Origin of the sequence: Streptomyces griseicoloratus, from assembly GCF_014534645.1 — a bacterium.
Classification (GTDB): domain Bacteria; phylum Actinomycetota; class Actinomycetes; order Streptomycetales; family Streptomycetaceae; genus Streptomyces; species Streptomyces griseicoloratus.
Window position 1 is genome coordinate 275,955 of sequence record NZ_JACVQF010000235.1, and the last position, 19,578, is coordinate 295,532.

The 19,578-nt window shown below is 70.3% G+C and carries 17 protein-coding genes; 9 read left to right on the top strand and 8 right to left on the bottom strand.

Annotated elements, in window-relative coordinates; genetic code table 11:
* Window positions 1–60: 60 nt before the first annotated feature.
* On the top strand, window positions 61–951 hold the full coding sequence (locus H0H10_RS36965) for an alpha/beta fold hydrolase (protein WP_188185635.1): 891 nt from the start codon (window positions 61–63) through the stop codon (window positions 949–951).
* Here the strand turns inward: H0H10_RS36965 and H0H10_RS40400 are convergent.
* Window positions 933–2,459 carry a serine/threonine-protein kinase gene (locus tag H0H10_RS40400; protein ID WP_223180967.1) on the bottom strand — a complete coding sequence of 509 codons (1,527 nt, stop codon included), beginning with the start codon at window positions 2,457–2,459 and terminating at the stop codon, window positions 933–935. The genes H0H10_RS36965 and H0H10_RS40400 overlap by 19 nt on opposite strands.
* Before the next feature lie 321 nt (window positions 2,460–2,780).
* Between H0H10_RS40400 and H0H10_RS36975 the strand changes: the two genes are divergently transcribed.
* Window positions 2,781–3,272 carry a sortase gene (locus tag H0H10_RS36975; protein WP_188185573.1) on the top strand — a complete coding sequence of 164 codons (492 nt, stop codon included), beginning with the start codon at window positions 2,781–2,783 and terminating at the stop codon, window positions 3,270–3,272.
* 106 nt (window positions 3,273–3,378) lie between these two features.
* Window positions 3,379–4,032, top strand: a complete 654-nt coding sequence (locus H0H10_RS36980; RefSeq protein ID WP_188185574.1) for a class F sortase — start codon at window positions 3,379–3,381, stop codon at window positions 4,030–4,032.
* Window positions 4,033–4,060: 28 nt separating this feature from the next.
* Here H0H10_RS36980 and H0H10_RS36985 read toward each other — a convergent pair whose 3' ends face one another.
* Both H0H10_RS36985 and H0H10_RS36990 read right to left on the bottom strand, forming a co-directional pair.
* On the bottom strand, window positions 4,061–5,035 hold the full coding sequence (locus H0H10_RS36985) for an alpha/beta hydrolase (protein ID WP_188185575.1): 975 nt from the start codon (window positions 5,033–5,035) through the stop codon (window positions 4,061–4,063).
* Window positions 5,036–5,234: 199 nt separating this feature from the next.
* Entirely contained in the window at window positions 5,235–5,822 is a 588-nt protein-coding gene (locus tag H0H10_RS36990) for a TetR/AcrR family transcriptional regulator (RefSeq protein ID WP_188185576.1), read from the bottom strand.
* 161 nt (window positions 5,823–5,983) lie between these two features.
* On the opposite strand from H0H10_RS36990, the gene H0H10_RS36995 reads away from it, so the two are divergent.
* The 4 genes from H0H10_RS36995 to H0H10_RS37010 all read left to right on the top strand — a co-directional run bounded on the left by H0H10_RS36995 (window position 5,984) and on the right by H0H10_RS37010 (window position 9,310).
* Complete coding sequence (locus H0H10_RS36995) at window positions 5,984–7,066, top strand: alpha/beta fold hydrolase (RefSeq protein ID WP_188185577.1); 1,083 nt, start codon at window positions 5,984–5,986, stop codon at window positions 7,064–7,066.
* 183 nt (window positions 7,067–7,249) lie between these two features.
* The gene (locus H0H10_RS37000; RefSeq protein WP_188185578.1) at window positions 7,250–7,630 is read left to right on the top strand and encodes a VOC family protein; all 381 of its coding nucleotides are present in this window, start codon (window positions 7,250–7,252) and stop codon (window positions 7,628–7,630) included.
* A gap of 76 nt (window positions 7,631–7,706) precedes the next feature.
* Window positions 7,707–8,777, top strand: coding sequence for a DNA polymerase III subunit beta family protein (locus tag H0H10_RS37005; protein ID WP_188185636.1), 1,071 nt, complete (start codon window positions 7,707–7,709; stop codon window positions 8,775–8,777).
* Between the two features lie 23 nt (window positions 8,778–8,800).
* Entirely contained in the window at window positions 8,801–9,310 is a 510-nt protein-coding gene (locus H0H10_RS37010) for a hypothetical protein (protein WP_188185579.1), read from the top strand.
* Between the two features lie 42 nt (window positions 9,311–9,352).
* On the opposite strand, the gene H0H10_RS37015 is transcribed toward H0H10_RS37010, so the two are convergent.
* Complete coding sequence (locus H0H10_RS37015) at window positions 9,353–10,573, bottom strand: alpha/beta hydrolase (RefSeq protein ID WP_188185580.1); 1,221 nt, start codon at window positions 10,571–10,573, stop codon at window positions 9,353–9,355.
* 372 nt (window positions 10,574–10,945) lie between these two features.
* Here H0H10_RS37015 and H0H10_RS37020 point away from each other — a divergent pair, with 372 nt between their 5' ends.
* Complete coding sequence (locus tag H0H10_RS37020) at window positions 10,946–11,611, top strand: RNA polymerase sigma factor (RefSeq protein ID WP_188185581.1); 666 nt, start codon at window positions 10,946–10,948, stop codon at window positions 11,609–11,611.
* Between the two features lie 362 nt (window positions 11,612–11,973).
* On the opposite strand, the gene H0H10_RS37025 is transcribed toward H0H10_RS37020, so the two are convergent.
* Window positions 11,974–14,643, bottom strand: a complete 2,670-nt coding sequence (locus H0H10_RS37025) for a SpoIIE family protein phosphatase (protein WP_188185582.1) — start codon at window positions 14,641–14,643, stop codon at window positions 11,974–11,976.
* 279 nt (window positions 14,644–14,922) lie between these two features.
* On the opposite strand from H0H10_RS37025, the gene H0H10_RS37030 reads away from it, so the two are divergent.
* The gene (locus tag H0H10_RS37030) at window positions 14,923–16,023 is read left to right on the top strand and encodes an LUD domain-containing protein (RefSeq protein WP_188185583.1); all 1,101 of its coding nucleotides are present in this window, start codon (window positions 14,923–14,925) and stop codon (window positions 16,021–16,023) included.
* A 116-nt stretch (window positions 16,024–16,139) separates the two neighbouring features.
* Here the strand turns inward: H0H10_RS37030 and H0H10_RS37035 are convergent, their stop codons facing one another.
* From H0H10_RS37035 to H0H10_RS37045, 3 genes are all read right to left on the bottom strand, one after another.
* Window positions 16,140–17,057 carry an alpha/beta hydrolase gene (locus H0H10_RS37035; protein WP_188185584.1) on the bottom strand — a complete coding sequence of 306 codons (918 nt, stop codon included), beginning with the start codon at window positions 17,055–17,057 and terminating at the stop codon, window positions 16,140–16,142.
* 485 nt (window positions 17,058–17,542) lie between these two features.
* Window positions 17,543–18,196, bottom strand: a complete 654-nt coding sequence (locus tag H0H10_RS37040) for a YceI family protein (RefSeq protein WP_188185585.1) — start codon at window positions 18,194–18,196, stop codon at window positions 17,543–17,545.
* A gap of 237 nt (window positions 18,197–18,433) precedes the next feature.
* On the bottom strand, window positions 18,434–19,348 hold the full coding sequence (locus H0H10_RS37045) for a YceI family protein (protein ID WP_188185586.1): 915 nt from the start codon (window positions 19,346–19,348) through the stop codon (window positions 18,434–18,436).
* Window positions 19,349–19,578: the final 230 nt, after the last annotated feature.

Genomic DNA, 19,578 nt, shown 5'->3' on the forward strand with positions numbered 1-19,578 from the left:
GCTCGGGGCCGTGGTGAAAGTCGGGTGCGAGGTATCCGGTCCATGGCCATGATGCTGGTCATGACTGGATACGTCGAGGTTCCTGCCCGGACGGGTGAAACTGCTCTGCCTGGCGGGCGGCTGCTCGGCTGGGCCGAGTGGGGGCCGGAGGACGGAGTACCTGTTCTGTTGTGTCCGGGGGCGGCTACGAGCCGGTGGCTCGGGTTCGGCGCGGGCGTTGTCGAGGCCCTTGGAGTGCGTCTCGTCTCGGTGGATCGTCCGGGACTCGGTGTCTCGACGCCCGCCGCAGGCCGGACCTTCTCCGACTTCGCTGCGGATATGCGTCAACTCTGCGCCATGCGAGGGCTGGAACACCCGCTGGTGGTCGGGAACTCGCAAGGCGCACCATTCGCTCTCGCCTGCGCTGCGGAGGGGGTCGCCTCTGCGCTGGCTGTCGTCTCCGGAGCGGACGAGGTCGCCGCTCCGGAGTTCGCTTCCGTCCTGGCGGCGGACCTGCGCGATCTCGTCGAGCGGACCGCATGCGATCCGGCCGGCACCGAGGAGTTCTTCGCGGGCTTCACCGCGGATGCGATGTGGGACATGGTGCTGGCCGGGAGCCCGGAGTGCGACCTTGCCGTGTACCAGGACCCTGCTTTCGCGGCTGCTTACCGCAGGGCCTTGGACGAGGGATTCTCGCAGGGCGCTGCCGGGTACGCCCGCGACACGGTCCTGGCGATGGGGCGGTGGCCGTTCGCCCTCGACGAGATCGCCGTCCCGGTCGACATCTGGTACGGCGAGCAGGACACCACCCACTCGCCCGACAACGGAGCACTGCTCGCTGCCCGGATGCCTGACGCTCGTCACCATGTCGTGCCGGGGATCGGTGGCGCCCTGCTGTGGACCCATGCCGAGCCGGTCCTCAGGTCGCTCCTGACGCGGCGACAGCAGGGAGCTCAACGGGTGGAGGTCTGAAGGGCGGTTCGCCTGAGGACCTTGGGATGCGGCTGATAGACGCCGGGCGGGGCGAAGTTGCCGAGTGCCTGGTGGACTTCCGAGCAGGAGGCGTTGCGTTCGGCTCGGTTCAGGGCCAGCAGGGTGAAGGTCGCCAGCGGCGGATGCACGGAGAGCACCTTGGCCGGAAGACCGGTGACGTCGACCTCGCCGGGGTCGCGGAAACGGCAGAAGAGAGTGACGGAGTACGGTGCGGAGCCGACCGAGACCAGCACGCGTTCCAGCTCGTGCCAGGGGAGTTCGGCGGTGTCGTGCCCGCGTCGCAGGGCGACCCCTTCGCGGCCGACGCTCAGTTCGGAGGTCTCCCGGAAGGGGCGGCAGGCCGCCCAGTAATAAGCGGCGGCAGGTACGGCGAAGGTCAGGTAGACGGCCAGGACGGCACCCCAGTTGGCCACCACGTCGACGCCCTGTGCGATGGCCACGCCCAGCGGGATCGTCCCGAGCACCGCCACCCGCAGGAGGGCCTCGAACAGGCGCCGGAAACGTATGCTCCGAAAGCGGTCCTCGCCGCCGTCGATGAGCTCCAGCGGAGCGTCGGCTCGAGAACCCTGGGCATCGGCCCCCACGGACGCCGCCGGTTCTGCCGCATCGGCGGCGTCCAGGCCACGGGTGTACGCGACCGTGGGCAGCGGCGCCGGAGCGGGCACGGTCGGGTGTTCCCCGCCCGTGAGCAGAGCGAGCAGCGCGGCTGGTGAGGGCCTGAGCGCCGGGTCCTTCGCGAGGCACAGCGCGATGACGTCGCGCAGTTCGTCCGGAACGGCCGACAGGTCCGGCTCCTCGCCGACGACCCGGTAGAGCAGAGCGACCGGGGTGCCGGTGCCGAAGGGCTCGGCACCGGTGGCGGCGTAGGCGAGGACCGCGCCGAGGGAGAACACGTCACTCGGCGTGCCGACCTGCGCGCCGGTGGCCTGTTCGGGCGACATGAAGCCGGGGGTGCCGATGACCACACCGGTGTGGGTGAGCGCGGTGCTCGTACCGGAGCTTTCCAGAGCCTTGGATATGCCGAAGTCGATGACGCGGGGACCGGTGTCCGTCAGCAGGATGTTGGAGGGCTTCAGGTCCCGGTGGACCAGGTTCAGCGCGTGGATGGAGGCCAGCGCCTCCGCCAGCCCGGCGCCGAGCTCACGCACCTCGGCTGCCGAGAGCGGGCCGTCGTCGGCGATTCTGCGGTGCAGGGAAGGCCCGGGGATGTACTCGCTCGCGATCCACGGTTCCGGGGCGTCCGGATCGGCGTCCACCACGGCGGCGGTCCAGTAGCCGCCGACCCTCATCGCCAGCTCGACCTCGCGGCGGAAGCGTCCACGGAACCCGGGATCGTCGGCGATGTCGTTCCTGACCACCTTGACCGCGACCCTGCGGCCCGACGGAGACCGGCCGAGATAGACACGGCCCATTCCGCCACTGCCGAGTCTGCCGAGGAGCCGGTAGGGCCCGACCTCCCGGGGATCGCTCGGTGCGAGTCCGTCCAATGCTGCGCTCCTCCCCGTTCACTGCGCTCCGAGCATATTCAAACTCTCCACACGCCGACCGCCCGTCCACCGGCCGGCGCACCACCGGCACGGTCGGCCTTCACCGTAATGGGGACGGGGGTGGTGGGTGATCGGTATTGATGATCTCCGCGTCGGTGACCTGCGCAAAAGATCAAGCGGACACGCCGAGGTACTCGTCCGGAGGACACATATGGCGGCCCGTCAGGTTGCAGGGCTGACGGGCTGTCGGTTGCCTCGTGAGCGGAACACAAGAGAGGTGCCGCGCAGACAGGCCGGACACTGTTCCGTTGGAGGATTCGCATGCGTTACACACACATGGGTGCAGGTATCGGTCTGGCTCTCGGTGCCCTCGGCCTGCAGATCCCGGTCGCTGTCGCCGCTGATGACTCACACGTTCGCATCGACCCGGGGGACGGTTCCCCGGGTTCCACGGTCACGGTCAGTACGAGCGACTGCGACCCCGCCGCGGACTACGGCAAGGGCTGGTCGGAGGTCGGCGGGGAGTTCCACCTCTTCGCAGGCGACGAGGAAGGCGTACTCACCGGCCGGTTCACGATCCCGGAAGGAACCGGGGCGGGCACCGACACCATCACCCTGAAGTGCCCGCCACGGACCAAGGTCACGGAAACGTACCAGGTCACCGGCCGCACTCCCCGAGGCTCGGTCAGCGCCGGCTTCGGACCGGGCGAAGACTCGGGTGTGGCGCTCGCGCTGGGTGGTGGGCTGCTCCTCACGGCCACCGCCGGGGGTCTGGTCTGGATCTGCCGCCGCCCGAACGACAACCGCAGCTGACCGTCCGACTCCGCGAGGCCCGCCCACCGCGAGGCCCCGCACCGACCCGCCGCACCCGCACCGACCCGCCGCAACGCGCCCGCCGTGAAGCAAAGGCCCGACCGCCATGGCACCTGGAAACCCCACCAGCACCGCCCGAGGCCCGTTCACCCCCGCTGTGCCCTTTCTGGCCTGCGTCATGGCGGTGGGCGCGGTGCTGCTGATCAACGGGGGTCACGACGAGAAGCCGCCGCCGCAGCCGTCGGCGGCCCAGGCCTTCTCGACCTCCGCGGACCCGACCCACCCCGCGGTCCGTCCGCTGCCCGCCGCGGATCCGGTCCGGCTCCGGATAGAGGCCATAGGTGTGAACGCCCCGATGACACGAGTGGGCCTCGATGCGGCAGGGGCGCTACGGACTCCACCACTCGGCAAACCCGACCACGCGGGCTGGTACGGCGACGGTGCGGTTCCCGGGTCGGCAGGAACCGCCGTCGCCACCGGGCATGTGGACACACCCGGCGGCCGCCCCGGTGTCTTCTACAACCTCGGCGCCCTGACCGAGGGCGCCACCATCGAGATCAGCCGGGCGGACCGGCGGACAGCGGTGTTCTCCGTGCGCGCCGTCGAACTCTACGACAGGAAGAAGTTCCCCAGCGAGAAGGTCTACGGCAGCTCGGGCCGGCCCGAGCTCCGGTTGATCACCTGCGGTGGCGGCTACACCAAGCGCACCGGCTACCTCGGCAACGTCGTGGTCTACGCGACGCTGACCGCGGTGAGGTAGCCGGCCGGACGGGTTGCGCGTGGGTGCCTCAGCTGCCGTGGAGCGCCGTCTTCAGGGCGTCGACGGCGAGCTTGCGGGCGACATTGGCTGCGCGGGTGTCGCGCAGGCTGTCCAGCAGGAGGAAGTCGTGCACCATGCCGGTCACCCGGACGCAGGTGACGTCCACACCGGCCTCGCGGAGCTTGTTGGCGTACTGCTCGCCCTCGTCGCGCAGCACGTCGGCCTCGTCGGTGATGACCAGGGTGGTGGGCAGCCCGCGGAGTTGCTCCAGGGAGGCCTGGAGCGGGGATGCGTACACCTCGGCGCGCTGGGCGGGGTCGGTGGTGTACTGGTCCCAGAACCACTTCATGGCGTCGCGGGTGAGGTAGTAGCCCTCGGCGAACTGCAGGTAGGAGGGGGTGTCGAAGTCGGCGTTGGTCACCGGGTAGAGCAGGACCTGGGCCTTGAGGCCGATCCCGCCGCGCTCCTTGTTCATCAGCGCGAACACCGTTGACATGCAGCCGCCGACCGAGTCGCCGGCGACGGCGGTCCGCGAGGTGTCCAGGCCGTGCTCGGCGCCCTGTTTCAGGAGCCACTGGCCCACGGCGTGGTTCTGCTCGACCTGGGTGGGGTACTTCGCCTCCGGCGCCCGGTCGTAGACGGGGAAGACACCCGCGGCGTTCGCGCCGACGGTCAGTTCGCGAAACAGGCGGTCGTGCGTCTTGTCGTCGCCGAAGACCCACCCGGCGCCGTGGATGTAGAAGACCACCGGCAGCGGCCCGTCCGACCCCTTGGGCCGGATGATGCGGGTGCGGACGGTGCCCCACCGGCCGGCGTCGACGTCGACCCACTCCTCGTCGACGTCCGGGCGCGGCACGCCGGCGTCGCTCTGCAGGCCGAGCAGGATCTCACGGCCCTGCTCCGGGGGCACCTCGTAGATCCGGGGGTGCGGGGCGGTCGCCTCCGCCAGCTCCTTCGCGGCGGGTTCGAGGTAAGGGGTGATCGGCGGCGGAAGCTCAGTCATGTTCACTCCGTGTCACGAGCACGTGCGTGCCTGTCGTGCGGCCTCGCGGACCGCGGCTGCTGGTCCCCGCCCCGGTGAGTACCCCCACCTCCATCGTTCGTTCACCGGTCGCGCAGCGCAACCTGCCACAGGCATCCCTGCTCGCGGGCAGGTCCCACGGCGGCATGGCCGCCATGCTCAGGGAGGGCGCGGCGGGGACTCAGGACGGCCACGCCCGCAGGGCCCACTCCACCGTTTCCTGGAGTTGCCTGCGGGGCACGCCACTCGCTGCCTGGACTGCCACCCCGTAGGCGACGGTGAAGAGGTAGCGCGCCAGTGCCGTCGGGTCGGTGCCGGGTGGCAGGTCGCCCTCGTCCCGGGCGGCCCGGAGACGTTCGCGGACCCGCTTCTCGCCCTGCTTACGCCACTCGGCGAGCAGCTTGTGGGCCGCCTCGCCGGCCTCGCCGGCCGCCAGGGCGCCCTGCACTGCGAGGCATCCGGTGGGGCGGCCGGGGGTGGTGCCGGCGAGGACGGCGCCTTTCAGCAGGTGCTCGGCGACAGCCCTGGCCGTCGGCTTCCGTACGGCCTCCGGGAGGTAGCCGGCCGGCCCTTCCCCGTAGCGGTCGAGGACCTTGCGGAAAAGCTCCTCCTTGTTGCCGTAGGCGGCGTACATGCTGGTCTTGGTGATGCCCATGGCTGCGGTCAGGTCGGACAGCGCCGCCCCTTCGTAGCCCTGGCGCCAGAAGACGTCCATGGCCTTCTCCAGCGCCTGGTCGGCGTCGAAGGAGCGCGGGCGGCCTCTCGCCATGCCTTGCCTCCGAAGATTTCCGCACCGGTCGGTGCACATCCTACGTGCGGTGGACGGGGGTTGACACGAAGTGACGCTGAATTAATCTGTACCGGTCGGTACTTAAATAGCCGTACCTCGCCTCAGCGTTCCCTCTGCCCCGAACGAAGGAGCCGTCGTCCATGACACGTCCGTTAACACCACACTTCTTCGCGCGGCTCCGAACGCTGCGCGTGCTGCTCCTGGCGCTGCTGGTGAGCACAACCGCCCTGGCCGAAACGGCTTCCGGGTCGCCGTCCCCGTCCTCGGCGCCACCGTGCGTCGCCCCGGAGGCACCCAAGAGCAGGAACCACGACGCCGCCACGAAGCACGACAGGGCTTTCAACCGCGATTTCCGGCACTGCTTCACCACCGTCCGCGGCGTGCAGATGCACTACGTCATCGGAGGCACGGGGCCGCAGACGACGGTTCTGCTGCACGGCTGGCCGGAGAGCTGGTTCGAGTACCGCGAGGTGATGCCCCGACTCCTGCCCGGGCGGACGGTCATCGCGATCGACCTGCCGGGGATGGGGGACTCCACCGGGCGCCCCGCCGCGTACACCAAGTCGGTGCTCGCGGGTTACGTCCACGACCTCCTCGTCCGGATCGGCGCGCAGCGGGACGTGCGGGTCGTCGCCCACGATTTCGGGGTCGGTGTCGCCTACGCGCTGGCCGCCCGGCATCGTCAGCAGGTGGCCGGGTTGTTCCTGATGGACTTCCCGCTCGTCGGCAGGAACCTTTCCTTCGAGACCGATGTCCGCCCGCTCTCCTGGCACTTCTCGTTCAACGTGCAGGATCCGCTGGCGGAGCGTCTGGTCGAGGGCCGTGTCGGGACGTTCCTCGACTACTTCTTCCGCCACAGCCAGATTTCCGGCTCCCCGCCACCGGGTGCCGACCTGCCCAACCCGGTCCCGCCGCGGGCGCTCGCCGAGTACACCAGGGTGTTCTCCCGCCCCCAAGTGCTGCACGCCGGGTTCGAGCTCTACCGCACGTGGTCGCAGGACGAGGAGGAGAACAAGCGCCTCCAGCAGGTTCCGCTCACCGTCCCGGTCCGGCTGCTCACCCAGGACGGGCTCACCGGCATGATGCTGCCCCCGGTACGGGACGCCGCCCCGTCAGCGACGGGCACCGATGTGGACGGAGCCGGACACTGGCTCCTGGAGGAGCGGCCCGACCGCGTCGTGGCGGAGATCGACGCCTTCTACGCCGAGCAGAAGGCGCACTGAGAAAACCCGGGCAGGGCCGGACCGGGCCGGCCCTGCCCGGCCCTGCCCGGCCCTGCCCGGAAATCCCTTCGCCTGTGATCGTCTCGTCCGGTACGGTCGCGGGATTGTGTCACTGCTGGGAGCCCATGAGGTCAGCGTGTGGCCTCCCGGCAGTTCGGTCCCAGGCTGAGAGCAGGTTTCGTCATGGCGTGTCGCATCGGTGAGCTCGTGCTCGGTTGCCGCGATCCCGAGGTGCTGGCGCGGTTCTGGTGCGAGGTCCTGGACTTCGTCGTGCTCGGCCGCGAGGACGACGGCTCGGTGGAGATCGGGCCGCGCGAAGGGTTCGGCGGTCCCCAGCCGACGATCTTCCTCAGTCGCAGGGACGAGCCGGAGAAGGGGAAGTCCCGGCTGCACATCGACGTCAACCCCACCGACCGCGACCAGGACGCCGAGCTCGAACGCCTTCTGAAGCTCGGTGCGCGCCCGGCCGACATCGGCCAGACGGGGGACGAGCAGTGGCATGTCCTGGCCGACCCCGAAGGCAATGAGTTCTGCCTGCTCAAGGCCCGCATCAACCCCCTCTGACGCGCATCGTTCGTGAAGTGGGCGAGCGCTCCGGCGTGGTTGACCTTCAAGTTGGTTGAAGCTCGATGATGTGCGGGTGCCGAACTTTGAGCTGATGCCGATCGGGGTCTTCGCCCAACGCAGTGGTCTGACCTCCAGTGCGTTGCGGTTCTACGCCGACTCCGGGCTGCTGCCCCCTGCCGAGGTCGACCCGGTCACGGGCTACCGCTACTACAGCGCCGAGCAGGTGGCGCGCGCGTCCGCGCTGCGTCGGCTCCGTGAGATTGCCATGCCCCTCACGGCAGTCGAGGCGGTCCTCGACGCCGAGCCCGGTGAAGCGGTCCGGCTGATCGACGAGCACGTCACGGAGGTCGTCGAGGACGCGGTGACGGTGCAGCAGAAAGCCGCTCTGATCAAGTCGTCGCTCGCCGACGTGCCGAGCCGGCCGATCGCCACGCTGAAGGGCCCCGTGCTGGCCGCGGCGATCGAGCAGGTCCTGACCGCGACCGCCCGTGAACCGGGGATGCCGGTACTCGGCGGACTGCGTGTCGAGGCGGCCCCCGAAGCGGTCGCGCTCACCGCAACCGACCGTTACCGGCTCTCGACTCGAACCCTGGTACCTGTCGGACCAGCGGCCACGACGTGGGCCGCCACGGTCAATGGTGACGACCTGCGGGCCGCGGCCACCGAGATCCGCCGCAGCGCCCAGGTGCGCGTGGAAGCGATGCCGCACGGGGTCTGGCTGCGCATGGCCGACCGTGAAGACCAGCACTGCCGGTTGCTGTCGGAAGAGTTCCCCGATCACCGGATGATGCTCGCGTCGCTGCCCGAGGCCACCGCCCGGGTGATGGTCTCGAAGGATGCACTCCTGCGCGCTCTGGAAGAACACTCGGGTGAGCGGATCACACTGCGCGTGACCCACCACGGTATGAGCGTCCTGACGGCCGGTGCCCATCACCCCGAGGTCCCGCTCCCGGCCACCGTGACGGGGCAGGAGCTTCAGATCTCCTTCGAGCTGACCACGCTCTATCCCGCCGTCAGCACCGCCATCGGCCCCGACATGATGCTCGACCTGCGGGCAGCCGACCAGCCCGTCACGATCCGCTCCGCCGACCGCGGCGATCTCACCACCTTTGCCATGCCCATCAAGCCCGACCACTCGGCCTGAGTGAAACGACGAGGACGACTCCCATGACCACCACCCCTGCCGGCGCCGACCCGACCATGGACGCCATCGGCCGAGCCGTCGCCGAAGGGCGAACCGGCGACACCGCCTCCGCCCGCCGCACACTCCTGGGCCTGTGGTCCACGATCGGTGTCAGCGGTGATCCCCTGCACCGCTGCACCCTCGCGCACCACCTGGCCGACCTCTACCAGGACCCCGCTCAGGCCCTGGCCTGGGACGTTCGGGCCCTGGATGCTGCCGACGCCGTGACCGAGCAGCGCGTTCAGGAACATCACGCCGGCCTCCACATCGCAGGGTTCTACCCGTCACTGCACCTGAACCTGGCCGACAACTACCGCCGGCTCGGGTCCTTCGACGCTGCCGCCGAGCACATCAACGCGGCCAAAGAGTGTGCCCCCAGCCTGCCCCAGGACGCCTACGGTGCCCTCCTGCGCACCGCCATCGAACAGGTGGCGGAGTCCATCGCCCAGCGGAACACCGCCGAGCGGGCCTCCGCCCCCGGCTCCACGGCGTGACCCGGGTTCGTCATCGGGCTGCCCGGTCCACCAGCCCTCGGTTCAACGGGACGCGAGGTTGTCCTGCGTCCGGAGGTCGTCGGTGAGGTATCGCCGGAAGAACGCGTCGATGTAGGCCGCGCCGACCCGGCGTTGGCCGGCCTCGGTCAGTTGCGTCTCATAGGTCGAGCCACCGGGCTCGGTGCACTGGCCGGGGTGGTCGTCGTCGTGGCCGGCGTCGTCGCCGGCGGCGACCTGTCCGCTCTCCGGCGACCACTGCGTGTTGAAGTAGTTGTGATTCGCACCGGGTATCTCGAACTGGTGGTATCCGGCAGAGCTTTCGGCGGTCGCGTCGGCGGCGAAGGAAAAGGCCTCACGGCCCACCTGACCGTCGCAGGTCCCGCGGATCACGGCCACGGGCGTCTTCGTGATCTCGTACGCGGTCATGTCCTCGGTCATCACGTTGTAGGCGGGGGCCAGCGCCATGACCGCCCTGACCCTGACGCCGGCGGGCCACTGGGCCTCGTGGCGATCGGCTGCCTGCCACGTCACGCCTGCGCCGCCGCGTGAGTGGCCCATGGTGCCGACCCTGTTCAGGTCGACGTGGTGACGGAAGTCGACGCGTTTCGGCTTGCCCGTGACCGTGTCGCGGAACGCGCCGACGAGACCGCCACGGCCTGAGGTGCCGAGCTGCCGCCACAGAGCGAGGTGCTCGTTGATCAGGCCGGCCCGTGCGGATGCGTTCCCGTCGCCCCACACCGACGAGGCATTGATGCCGTTGGCGCGGACGGACACGACGATGAAGCCGTGGCCGGCCAGTTTCTCGCCGAGGTAGTCGTAGCCGCGCTCGTTGGCGATGGGGCGTGTGCCGGGTGCGCAGGGCCAGCTGAACAGCTTCTGGCTGGCGGCCGCGTACGCGTCCCAGTCCTCGGCCCGTTCGGCGGCGTCGCGGGCCACCGCTGCCGCCCGGTCCGCGCAGGTCTCGTGCCAGCCGTGCAGCAGGACGACGAGCGGCCGCGGCGTGGTGCCGAGATCCTTCGGGTAGTGCACGGTCGCGGCGATCTCGACCGGTTCCCCGGTTTCCGGAAGCCGGTAGGCCTGGTCACCCAGGTTGTAGGTGACGGTGGCGACGCCCCGCGGACCCTGGGCCGCGGCGTCGGCGGCCGCGGCGGCCGCGGGGCTTCCCGCCAGGGCCTGAGGCAGGAAGAGGGCCGCTGTGGACGCGGCGAGTGCGCAGGCTCGCAGCAGGCGACGAGCGGGCGCAGATGTGTCGTCGTGCTTCACAGGGTGGTCTCCAAGAGTGGTGCACGGTGGCGCCGGCAGGCAGCCGCCGGGCCCGGACGATGGCTACATTCCGACAGACGCCCGACGAGGTCCGGGGTTGCACGGCCCGTGGGATCCGGCGTGGCCGGGTTCTCGCCTCCCGCCAATACGGGGCACACCGTGCGGCGTTCCGTGTGAGCGACGCCGCATTCTTCCCGGTACCCGCAACGCCGACCGGAGGTGAACGTCTCAGGGAGCGGGGCAGGCAGGCCCCTCCGCACGCCGACACGTTGTGAGGTACCGCATGATCGAGCCCGACGTCACCACCGTCAGGAGAGCCGTCCGGCAGCCGTCCGGCACCGGGGCCTCGGCCGGGGAGAGGGCACGGCGGCGATGAACGTGTCCGCCTGGTCGACCGCTCCATTCGCCGGTACCCGTACGGACACCGGCGGGCTTCGCCAGCACTGGACGCGGCTGCTGCTGAGGCTGTCCGAAGGGCGGCGGCACACCGGAGACCGCGTCCTCACGCTCGGACCGACCCGGGCCGTGCCTGGCGGACGCAACGGTGACGTCACGCCCGATATCAACGATCTGTACCACCACCGCAGGCTGTACTACGTGCGTCTGGCCCTGCTCCTCGTGGACGACCTTCCCACCGCCGAGGACGTCGTCCAGGACGCGTTCACGGCCATGTTCCGCCGTCATGGCGGAACACTCGTCGGCCTGTCCGACCCGGAGGCGTATCTGCGGACCAGTGTGGTGAACGGCGCGCGCTCGGTCCTGCGCAGGCGCCGGACGGCCCGCGCCCACGTTCCGGAGCGGCCCGTCACCGTTCCGCCGGCTGACGAGGACGTGCTGCTGAAGGAAGAACACCGCGAGGTGCTGGCGGCGCTGCGGTCGCTCACCCGACGCCAGCGCGAGGTGCTGGTGCTGCGGTACTGGTCTCATCTGTCGGAAGCGCAGATCGCTGAGACGCTGGGACTGTCGCGTGGCGCGGTGAAGTCCACGGCCAGCCGCGCCCTGGCCGCCCTGGGCAGGAAGTTGGAGGCAACTCGATGAACGGGCAGACCCGCCCCCACGGCCGCCCGGACCGGCTGGGGGACGTGGTGCGTGAGGCGCTCGCCGCTCGCGCGGACACCGTCGGTGCCGGGGATCTGCGTCCGGCGCGACCGCCGTCGTCGGCCGACGTGCCGCGGCGGCGGAGGCTGCGCCTGGCCGTGCCGGTGGCCGTCGGGCTGGCGGCCGCGGTGGCCGCGGCCGTCTTCCTTGCGCACGGCGCGGACGAACGGCCGCGGGAACCTGCGGTGGTCCCGGCCGGCCCTTCCGTTTCCCCGACCGGCGGCCCCAGCCCGACGGCGTCACCGAGTCCGGGGACCGCGTCACCCCTTCCCGCACCAGCTTCCGGCAGCCCGGCCGAGAGTTCAGGTTCCGGTTTCACGGGGGCCGCCCCGAGGTAGCCCGCCGATGCTGCCCGATGGCGGAGGGGTGGGACGGAGGGCGAGCAGGGCGATGTCGTCGGAGGCGTCGGCTCCGAACTTGATGATCAGTTCGTCGCAGAACACGTCGAGGGGGTCTCGTGCGTGGTCGGCGGTGTGCCGGCGGAGTCGGGCCAGGGCGTCGTCGAGGGATTCTCCGCGGCGTTCGATCAGGCCGTCGGTGAAGAGCAGCAGGGTGGAACGGGGTGGCAGCGGGTCGCGGGCGGAGGGGCGGGGCAGGTCGGGGTCCATGCCGATCAGAAGGCCTCTGCCCCGGTCCAGGTAACGGGTCTCGCCCTCGTGGGTGGTCAGCAGGGGCGGCAGGTGGCCGGCGGAGGAATGGTGCAGTTCCCGTGGGCCGCCGTCGCTCTTGACCAGGGCGTAGACGCAGGTGGCGGTGGACTGCGGGGAGAGGGTCTGGCTCGCCAGGTCGAGGCGGCGCAGTACCTCTCCGGGTGGTTCTTGGCGGTCGACGGCGATGCCTCGCAGCATGTTGCGCAACGCGCTCATGGCGACGGCGGCCTGAAGGTCATGGCCCGACACGTCACCGATGATCAGCACGGTGTCGCCGCCGGGCAGGACGAAGGCGTCGTACCAGTCCCCCCCGACCTCGGCGGTGGTGCTGGAGGGGACGTAGCGGGCGGTCAGCTCCCAATGCTCGGATCGGGGGAGCCCGGGCAGCAGGGCACGCTGGAGCTGTTCGGCATTGGAGTGGGTGTGCTGGTGCAGACGGGCGTTGTCCACTCCGAGGGCGATGCCGCGGACCAGTTCAGCGATCAGGAGGATGTCCTCCTTGGTGAAAGGCTGTTCGTCCCGGACGCGGACCATGGTCAGAGCCCCGAAGACCTCCCGTTGGGCCCGCAGCGGAGCGACGACGGCGCTGCGTCCCCCCAGCTGCTCCACCAGCTCCAGTTGCCGGGCGTCCAGCGGGCTCTGAGCCTGGCTGCGCGAAGGCATGTCGGTGACCAGCAGGGGACCCGCTCCGCGCAGCACACGGGGCAGGGACCCCCGCGTGGTCTCGGACACGGGAGGCAGCCTGCCGAGGTGTGCCCCGGAGATCGGCACCTGGGGATCACGGTGAACGATGCAGACCCGCTCCACCTGCCCGCGCTCGTCGAGAAGGTCCGCAGCGCACCAGTCGGCCAGTTTCCGGGTGAGGACGTGACATACCCGCCACAGCCTCTCGTCCATGTTGAGGGTGCTGGTCAGCGCTCTGCCGGTGTCGGCGAACAGTGACAGCCACTCCGGCGCCGCCTGTTCGAGGGTCACCGCCCTGGCCTTCTTGGTGGTGGTCGGGAGTTGCACCGGGCCCGGCGCCGGCCGCGTCGCGTGCAGGCTGTCCTGCGGAGCTCGTGGCGGGGCGGGCAGAGCCGTCGTCGTGCTCAGCTGGGCCACGAACACGGTCCGCCCGTCGACCGCCTCCTGCGTCTGGACGGCCAGGCGGACCGGGATCACCCGGCCGTCACGGTGCAGTGCGGGAACAGGTATGGAGCGGCCCAGGATGCGGGACTCGCCGGTGAGCAGCAGCGACGTGAACGCCGCGACATGGCGTTTGCGGAGATGCTCGGGCATCAGCACCGTCAGTCGCTGCCCGAGGAGATCATGCGCGTGCCAGCCGAGCAGGCTCGCGGCAGCGTTGTTCACCGCGATGATCCGGTTGCCGTCGTCCGCCGCGACGGTCGGCACATCGGCGGCCTCCACCTCGCTCGCGTCCCAGGGCGCCAGTTCCGTGGGAGTGGCGCTCGGCGCACCGGTCACCTGCGTCCACGCGGTGGGACGTGCCCCGGACAGCTGGGCGGCGATCTGATCGAGCAGCCAGTGACGGAAGGCCCGGATCTGCGGAAGGGCCGGGAGGGTGAGCAGGCTTCCCTGCTGAGCCGCCGCTTCGGCCTCGTCGAGGACGCGGCGCAACGTCAGCACACTTGCAGCGGCATCCGCGGCGAACGCCACCAGCAGGGACAGCGTCGAGCTGTCGGGGGTCTCCTGCTCCACCGCTGCCGTCATGCACGCGCAGATCATGCTGCTCGTGTCCTGAGCGACGACGAGGTCCTCCGGCCACTCACCGGTCCGGTCGGCGGTGGATGCGGCGAGAAGAAGCTCGCGCAACAGCCCCTCCCAGTGCTGTTGCGCCGCCCAGTACAGGGTGTACGGCACGTCGTTCAGCGCCACGGTCACGGTCGGACCCGACGGCGCCATGGTCTCCCACGCGGACGTCGGGGGTGCGGGGGTCTCGGGCCACAGTTCGAACCACACCGTCTTGCGGTCGGCGCTGCTGTGGACGCCGTGGCTGGTGGCCAGCTCGTCCACCAGAGTCAGGCCCCTGCCGGTGCAGGCGTAGGGATGGCGGTCGTGCGGCACCAGGCCCCGGTCCTGTCGGTGATCGCTGACCCGCACATGCACCCGGCCTCCGACGGCCCAGGCCGACACCTCCGTCTCGGTGCGCGCATGGATCACCGCATTGGTCACCAGCTCGCCGGCCAGCAGCTCGGCGGTGTCCACCACGTCCGGCGTGACACCGACCAGTGCCGACCGTACGAACCGCCGGGCCGTCGCGACGTTCTCCGGCGCCGGGGACAGGCGCCGCGACCGCGTCCTGGGCGGACTGGTGCTGCTCATACCCGGAGAGTGCCCATGCCCGTCCGCCTGAAAAGGGCATCTCACGCATTCGTGCCTGATCCCGGCCCTGCCGCGATATCGGCGACGGTGCTACGTCGGCGCGGATGTGGAGGGGCGGCAGTAGGTCATCGACAAGACGAACCGCATCGTCTAGGGACGACTGGTCGATAGCTGTGGCACGCCGCCTCACATTCCGATGCGCTGCGTTGTCGTAAGGATGTCGAACCGGTGAGGGCGACAACAAGAAGAAGGCGACAACAAGAAGAAGAGGGGACTTTGATGAACGACTTCCAGGCCATCGCGGACCGCGTCGAGATCGAGGCACTGCGCGGCGAGTTCACCGATGCCGCGATGATGCGCGACCGACGCCGCCTGGCGTCGCTGTTCACACCGGACGGTGCCCTGCGCATGCCCAACATTCCCGTCGAGCAGATCGGCCGCGAGGAGATCGTCGCCGGGGGCGAGCGGCTGCAGAGCCAGTGGGACTTCTTCGTACAGAACACACACCCCGGCACGATCCAGCTCGACGGCGACACCGCGACCGGCCGCGCCTACATCCAGGAACTCGCACGCACCCTCGACGGACGCCAGGGTCTGAACTACGCCGTCTACCACGACCGCTACCAGCGCACCGAGGAAGGCTGGAAGTTCGCCGAGCGGGTGTACGAGGTCAGGTACCTCGACACCTCCCCGCTGGCGGGTACGGCGCCCCGCGCGGCGCAGGGCTCCGGGACCAACCCCGCAGACGCCACGGCCACCCCGGCTCCGGCCGCGTCCTTCACCGAACCGGCAACGGCCGGACAACTGGAGCGGGTGGCCGCCGCGCTGCGTGCCAACGGCTTCGCCGCCGAGATCCTCGACGACGCCGCAGAAGCGCGCGCCCGCATCAAGGACCTGATCCCCGAGGGCGCCGGCGTACTCACGGGAGCCAGCGAGACCCTCCGGCTGTCCGGCATCGACGAGGACATCAACTCCGGCGGCCAGTACGACGCCATCAAGCCGCGCATCCTGGCCATCGACCGTGCCACCGGCGCCGACGAGATCCGAAGGCTGGTCGCCGGCCCCGACTACGTCGTCAACAGCGTCGCCGCGGTCACCGAGACCGGCTCGCTCGTTCTGGCCTCGGGCAGTGGCAGCCAACTCCCTGCCAACGCGGGCGGCGCCGCCCACGCGGTCTGGATCGTCGGCGCGCAGAAGGTGGTCCCCGACCTGAGCACAGCCCTGCGCCGCATCGAGGAGCACGCCCTGCCACTGGAGAACGCCCGCGCCCAGGCGGTGTACGGGGTGCCCAGCGCCGTCAACCGCCTGCTCATCCTCAACGCAGAACCGCGCCCGGGCCGCGGTACCGTGCTGCTCCTCCGAGAGGCCATCGGATACTGAGCAGCGAGACGAGCCGGCCCGGTCACCCCGCACCCGCAGCAGCCCCCGCGCGGGCGTCCCAGGCCATGGTCGTCGGCTCGGGACGGCTTCCGCCGGGCGGTTCGGGATCCCCCGCGTCAGCCACGGCGTGCGTAGGCGGACTCGACGAGGCGGATCGCCCGGTCGTGCAGTGCGGCCCCCTGGGGACTCCGACGGATCATGTCGGTCCCGTGGAAACCGCTCGGGTCGATGACGAGCTCCTTGTCCTTCGAGGCGGAGGCCGCGTACAGCTCGCGGACCTGCTTCTCCACGGCGCCGTTCATGTCGCCGGGCGATACGACGAACAAGGAGGGAGCGTCGATGGTCTTCACCGCGGCCACGCCGTCGCCGCCGCAACGGGCGGGGGAGGACATGATGAGCAGTCCCACCACCGGCAAGCGGCCCTCGGCGCCGGCGATCGCCGCGGTCGTACCGCCACAGGAGGCCCCTCCGAGGAAGACGCGCTCGGCGCCCAGGCGCTCGAGCTCGGCGAGGGCGGCACGGGCGTCCCGGGCGAGGTGCTCGTTGTCGGGCACCTCTTCCGAGGCGCCGTGATTGCGGTACTCCGGGATCATCACGTGGTACCCACGGGCGGCGAGTTCCTTCCCGATGCCGAGGAAGGAACAGATGCTGTAGCCCTGCTCGTGGGCGAGCAGCACCCCATCGGGACCATCACCGAGCTCAAGGGCGGACAAATGCACGCCGTCACTGGTGGTCAGTGACGTGACCTCGTCCCGCAGAGCGCTGGGTACGCAGTCGTTGACGGCGTAGCCGGCGCTGTTGCGGACCGTGTCGTGGGGCCAGCTGGGGGTGTAGGAGGCGGGCGGCCGGGGCGTGGGCCGGGTGGTGCGCGGTGCGGCTCGGTCCTGCGCCGAGGACCCACCGGTCGACGGCTTGGCCGTCGCCGACGTACGGGCGGAGTCCGGCGCACGGGCTGCATCGGGCGCGGAGGTGCATGCCGCCAGCACACCGCAGCACAGCAGGGCGACCAGGGTCGCACGGGTATCACTTCTCACTGTTCTTCCTTGCCTTCCCGAGGCGGGCCGTCGCCGCACATCGCTTCGGCATGACAGACGCGCGGCCCCCGGCGAGGTTGCAGGTGCCGCTGGGCACCTTCGCAACCGCCAGGCCACCCCGCCTCCTGCCTGTTGCAGCAGGCCGGCGCTGCTCAGGGCAGCCGGAGGAGCCGGCCAACAAGGGGAAGAGCGTCAGCGGAGAGGGTCATACACGGCACAGCCCCGCGGCGCCGGTCGGACCGAAGGGCTTCACCCCACGTCGCTTGTGGGCACGCGCCCCCTCCGGCGTGGCAGGATCGCCACGCGTCCTCCACGGCCGGCGTCTCGTGAACCAGCCCGGACAGATCATGGAACGGTGCGTACAGCAGCGCCGCGTCGGCACGGCCGTCGCGAACATGAGCAGCCACCGGCCGGCCGGACCTGATCGTCCGGGCGACCCGGCGGCAACGTGGCAGACCGGCCGCGCGAGGGCAGCCACGCGCCACCTATGACGTCGACCGGACCGCGGAGATGTCGAACTGCAGCCGGACCTTCTCGCTCACCATGGTGCCGCCCGCCTTCAAACGCTGGTTGTAGACCAGGCCCCACTCCGTGCGGTCGATGGTGGTGGTGCCGTCGAAGCCGGCTCGCTCGAAGCCGAACGGGTCCAATACCGAGCCGAGGTAGTCGAGTTGCAGGTCGACGGGCCGGGTGACGTCGCGGATGGTCAGGTCCCCGGACATGCGGAAGCTCTCGCCGCCCTCGTGGACGGTGGAGGTGCTGCGGAACACCATCTCCGGGTAGCGGCGCACGTCGAAGAAGTCGGGGCCGATGAGATGCGCGTCGCGTTGTTCCACGCCCGTGTCGACGCTGGCGACCCGGATGACGAGGTCGGCCCGTGACTCGGAGGGCCGGGCTCCGTCGAAGTACAACGTGCTGTCGTAGTCGGCGAAGGCTCCCCGCACCGTCGTGACCATCGCGTGCCGCACGGAGAATCCGATGCGGCTGTGCGGGCGGTCGATGGTCCATCGCCCGGTCAGTGCCCGAAGCGCCGGGTCGAGCGCGGCACCCCGGGGCGCCGCGTCCGCGACGGAGATGCCGTTGTCGGCAGCCGGGGTCGACTCGAAGTCGGAGGCCTGGCGACGGCTGAAGATACCCATGATCGTGAGCCCTTTCCCATCTGATCGCTCCGTGCTATCACGGCGTCGCCCGGCACGGCCCGGCGAGATGGGTGGCCTCGTCCGGGTTCCATGCGGTCGACTGCAAAGCTGCACAAGATCAACATGATGTCGAGGGCTCCGCCGAAAGGGGTCTGCTCAGCACCCCTCGAACCCCCCCCACAAAGACCGGAAGGCGCCTGGCGGGCCGAAATCACGCCAGGCGCCACCTGCAAGCGCCTACTCCGGGGGCGTGGGCGTGTCGTGGGTGCGGTACATCGCCTGCACGTCCAACTCCAGTTGGACGGTCGGACCGACGACCGCGATGCCGCGGGCCAGCATGGAGCGCCAGTTGAGGGTGTAGTCCTCCCGGTGGAGTTCCGCCTTCGCGAGTGCCGCGCAGCGCAGCTCCTGGTCGTACCCTCCGTTGACCGTCCCGAGGTAGGTCGTGTCGAGGCCGACGGAGCGGCTGGTGCCGTGCATGGTGAGCGTGCCGTGCAGGGTCCACTTGGAGCCGCCGCGGTGGGCGAACCGGGTGCTGGTGAAGTCGATGTACGGGTAGCGTTCGACGTCCAGGAAGTCGGCGGAACGCAGGTGGTTGTCACGGGTGTTGTTGCCCGTGGTGATGCTGGAGGCGTCGATGCGCACCGAGACGTGCGAGTCGGCCATGTTCGGCGCGACACGGATGCCGCCCTGGAACCGGGTGAACCGGCCGTGCACATGCGCCATGCCCACGTGCTTGGCAATGAACCGGATCGCGGTGTGTGGAGGGTCGAACAGCCAGGTCCCGGCTGTCGGCAGTTCCAACTGGCGGGCGGGCTCGAGAGTGACGCGCACCGGGGGCAGAGCGACCCCGGCGGTGATGTCCAAGTTCTCGCGGGCGGGCGACAGGCCCTCGGCCACGGTCATCACGCTGTAGGACCCCGGTGGCAGCGTGGCCATGAAGTAGCCGTGGGGGTCCGTGGTGCCTCGCGTCGCAACCCGGTGGCTGTCCAGTGCGGTCACCGTGACCTCGGCTCCGGCCATGGGCTGCCCCAGGGGATCGACGACCTCGAAGCCGAACGCACCGGCATCCGGCGGCAGGGGGACCGAGAAGGTCGGTCCGGCACCGGAGGTGCCGCGGGGACGCCGACGTCGGAGCAGCCCGAAGGCCATGGAGTTCACCTTTCTTCATGTGTGTCACCGTCGCGCGGCCCGCTCGGCCAGTTGTGTTCGCGGTCGCCAAGCAGCGACGGCGGCAGGAAGACGGCCGCGGAGACAGTAGTCCGTTGACGATCATAAAGCCGGCCAGGTGCAGGCAACTCGCCCCGGTGCCTGAGCTTTCGAAACCCTCCGGTGGTGGATGTGGGGTCGCAAATCACACATCGACGGACCATATCGTCGCG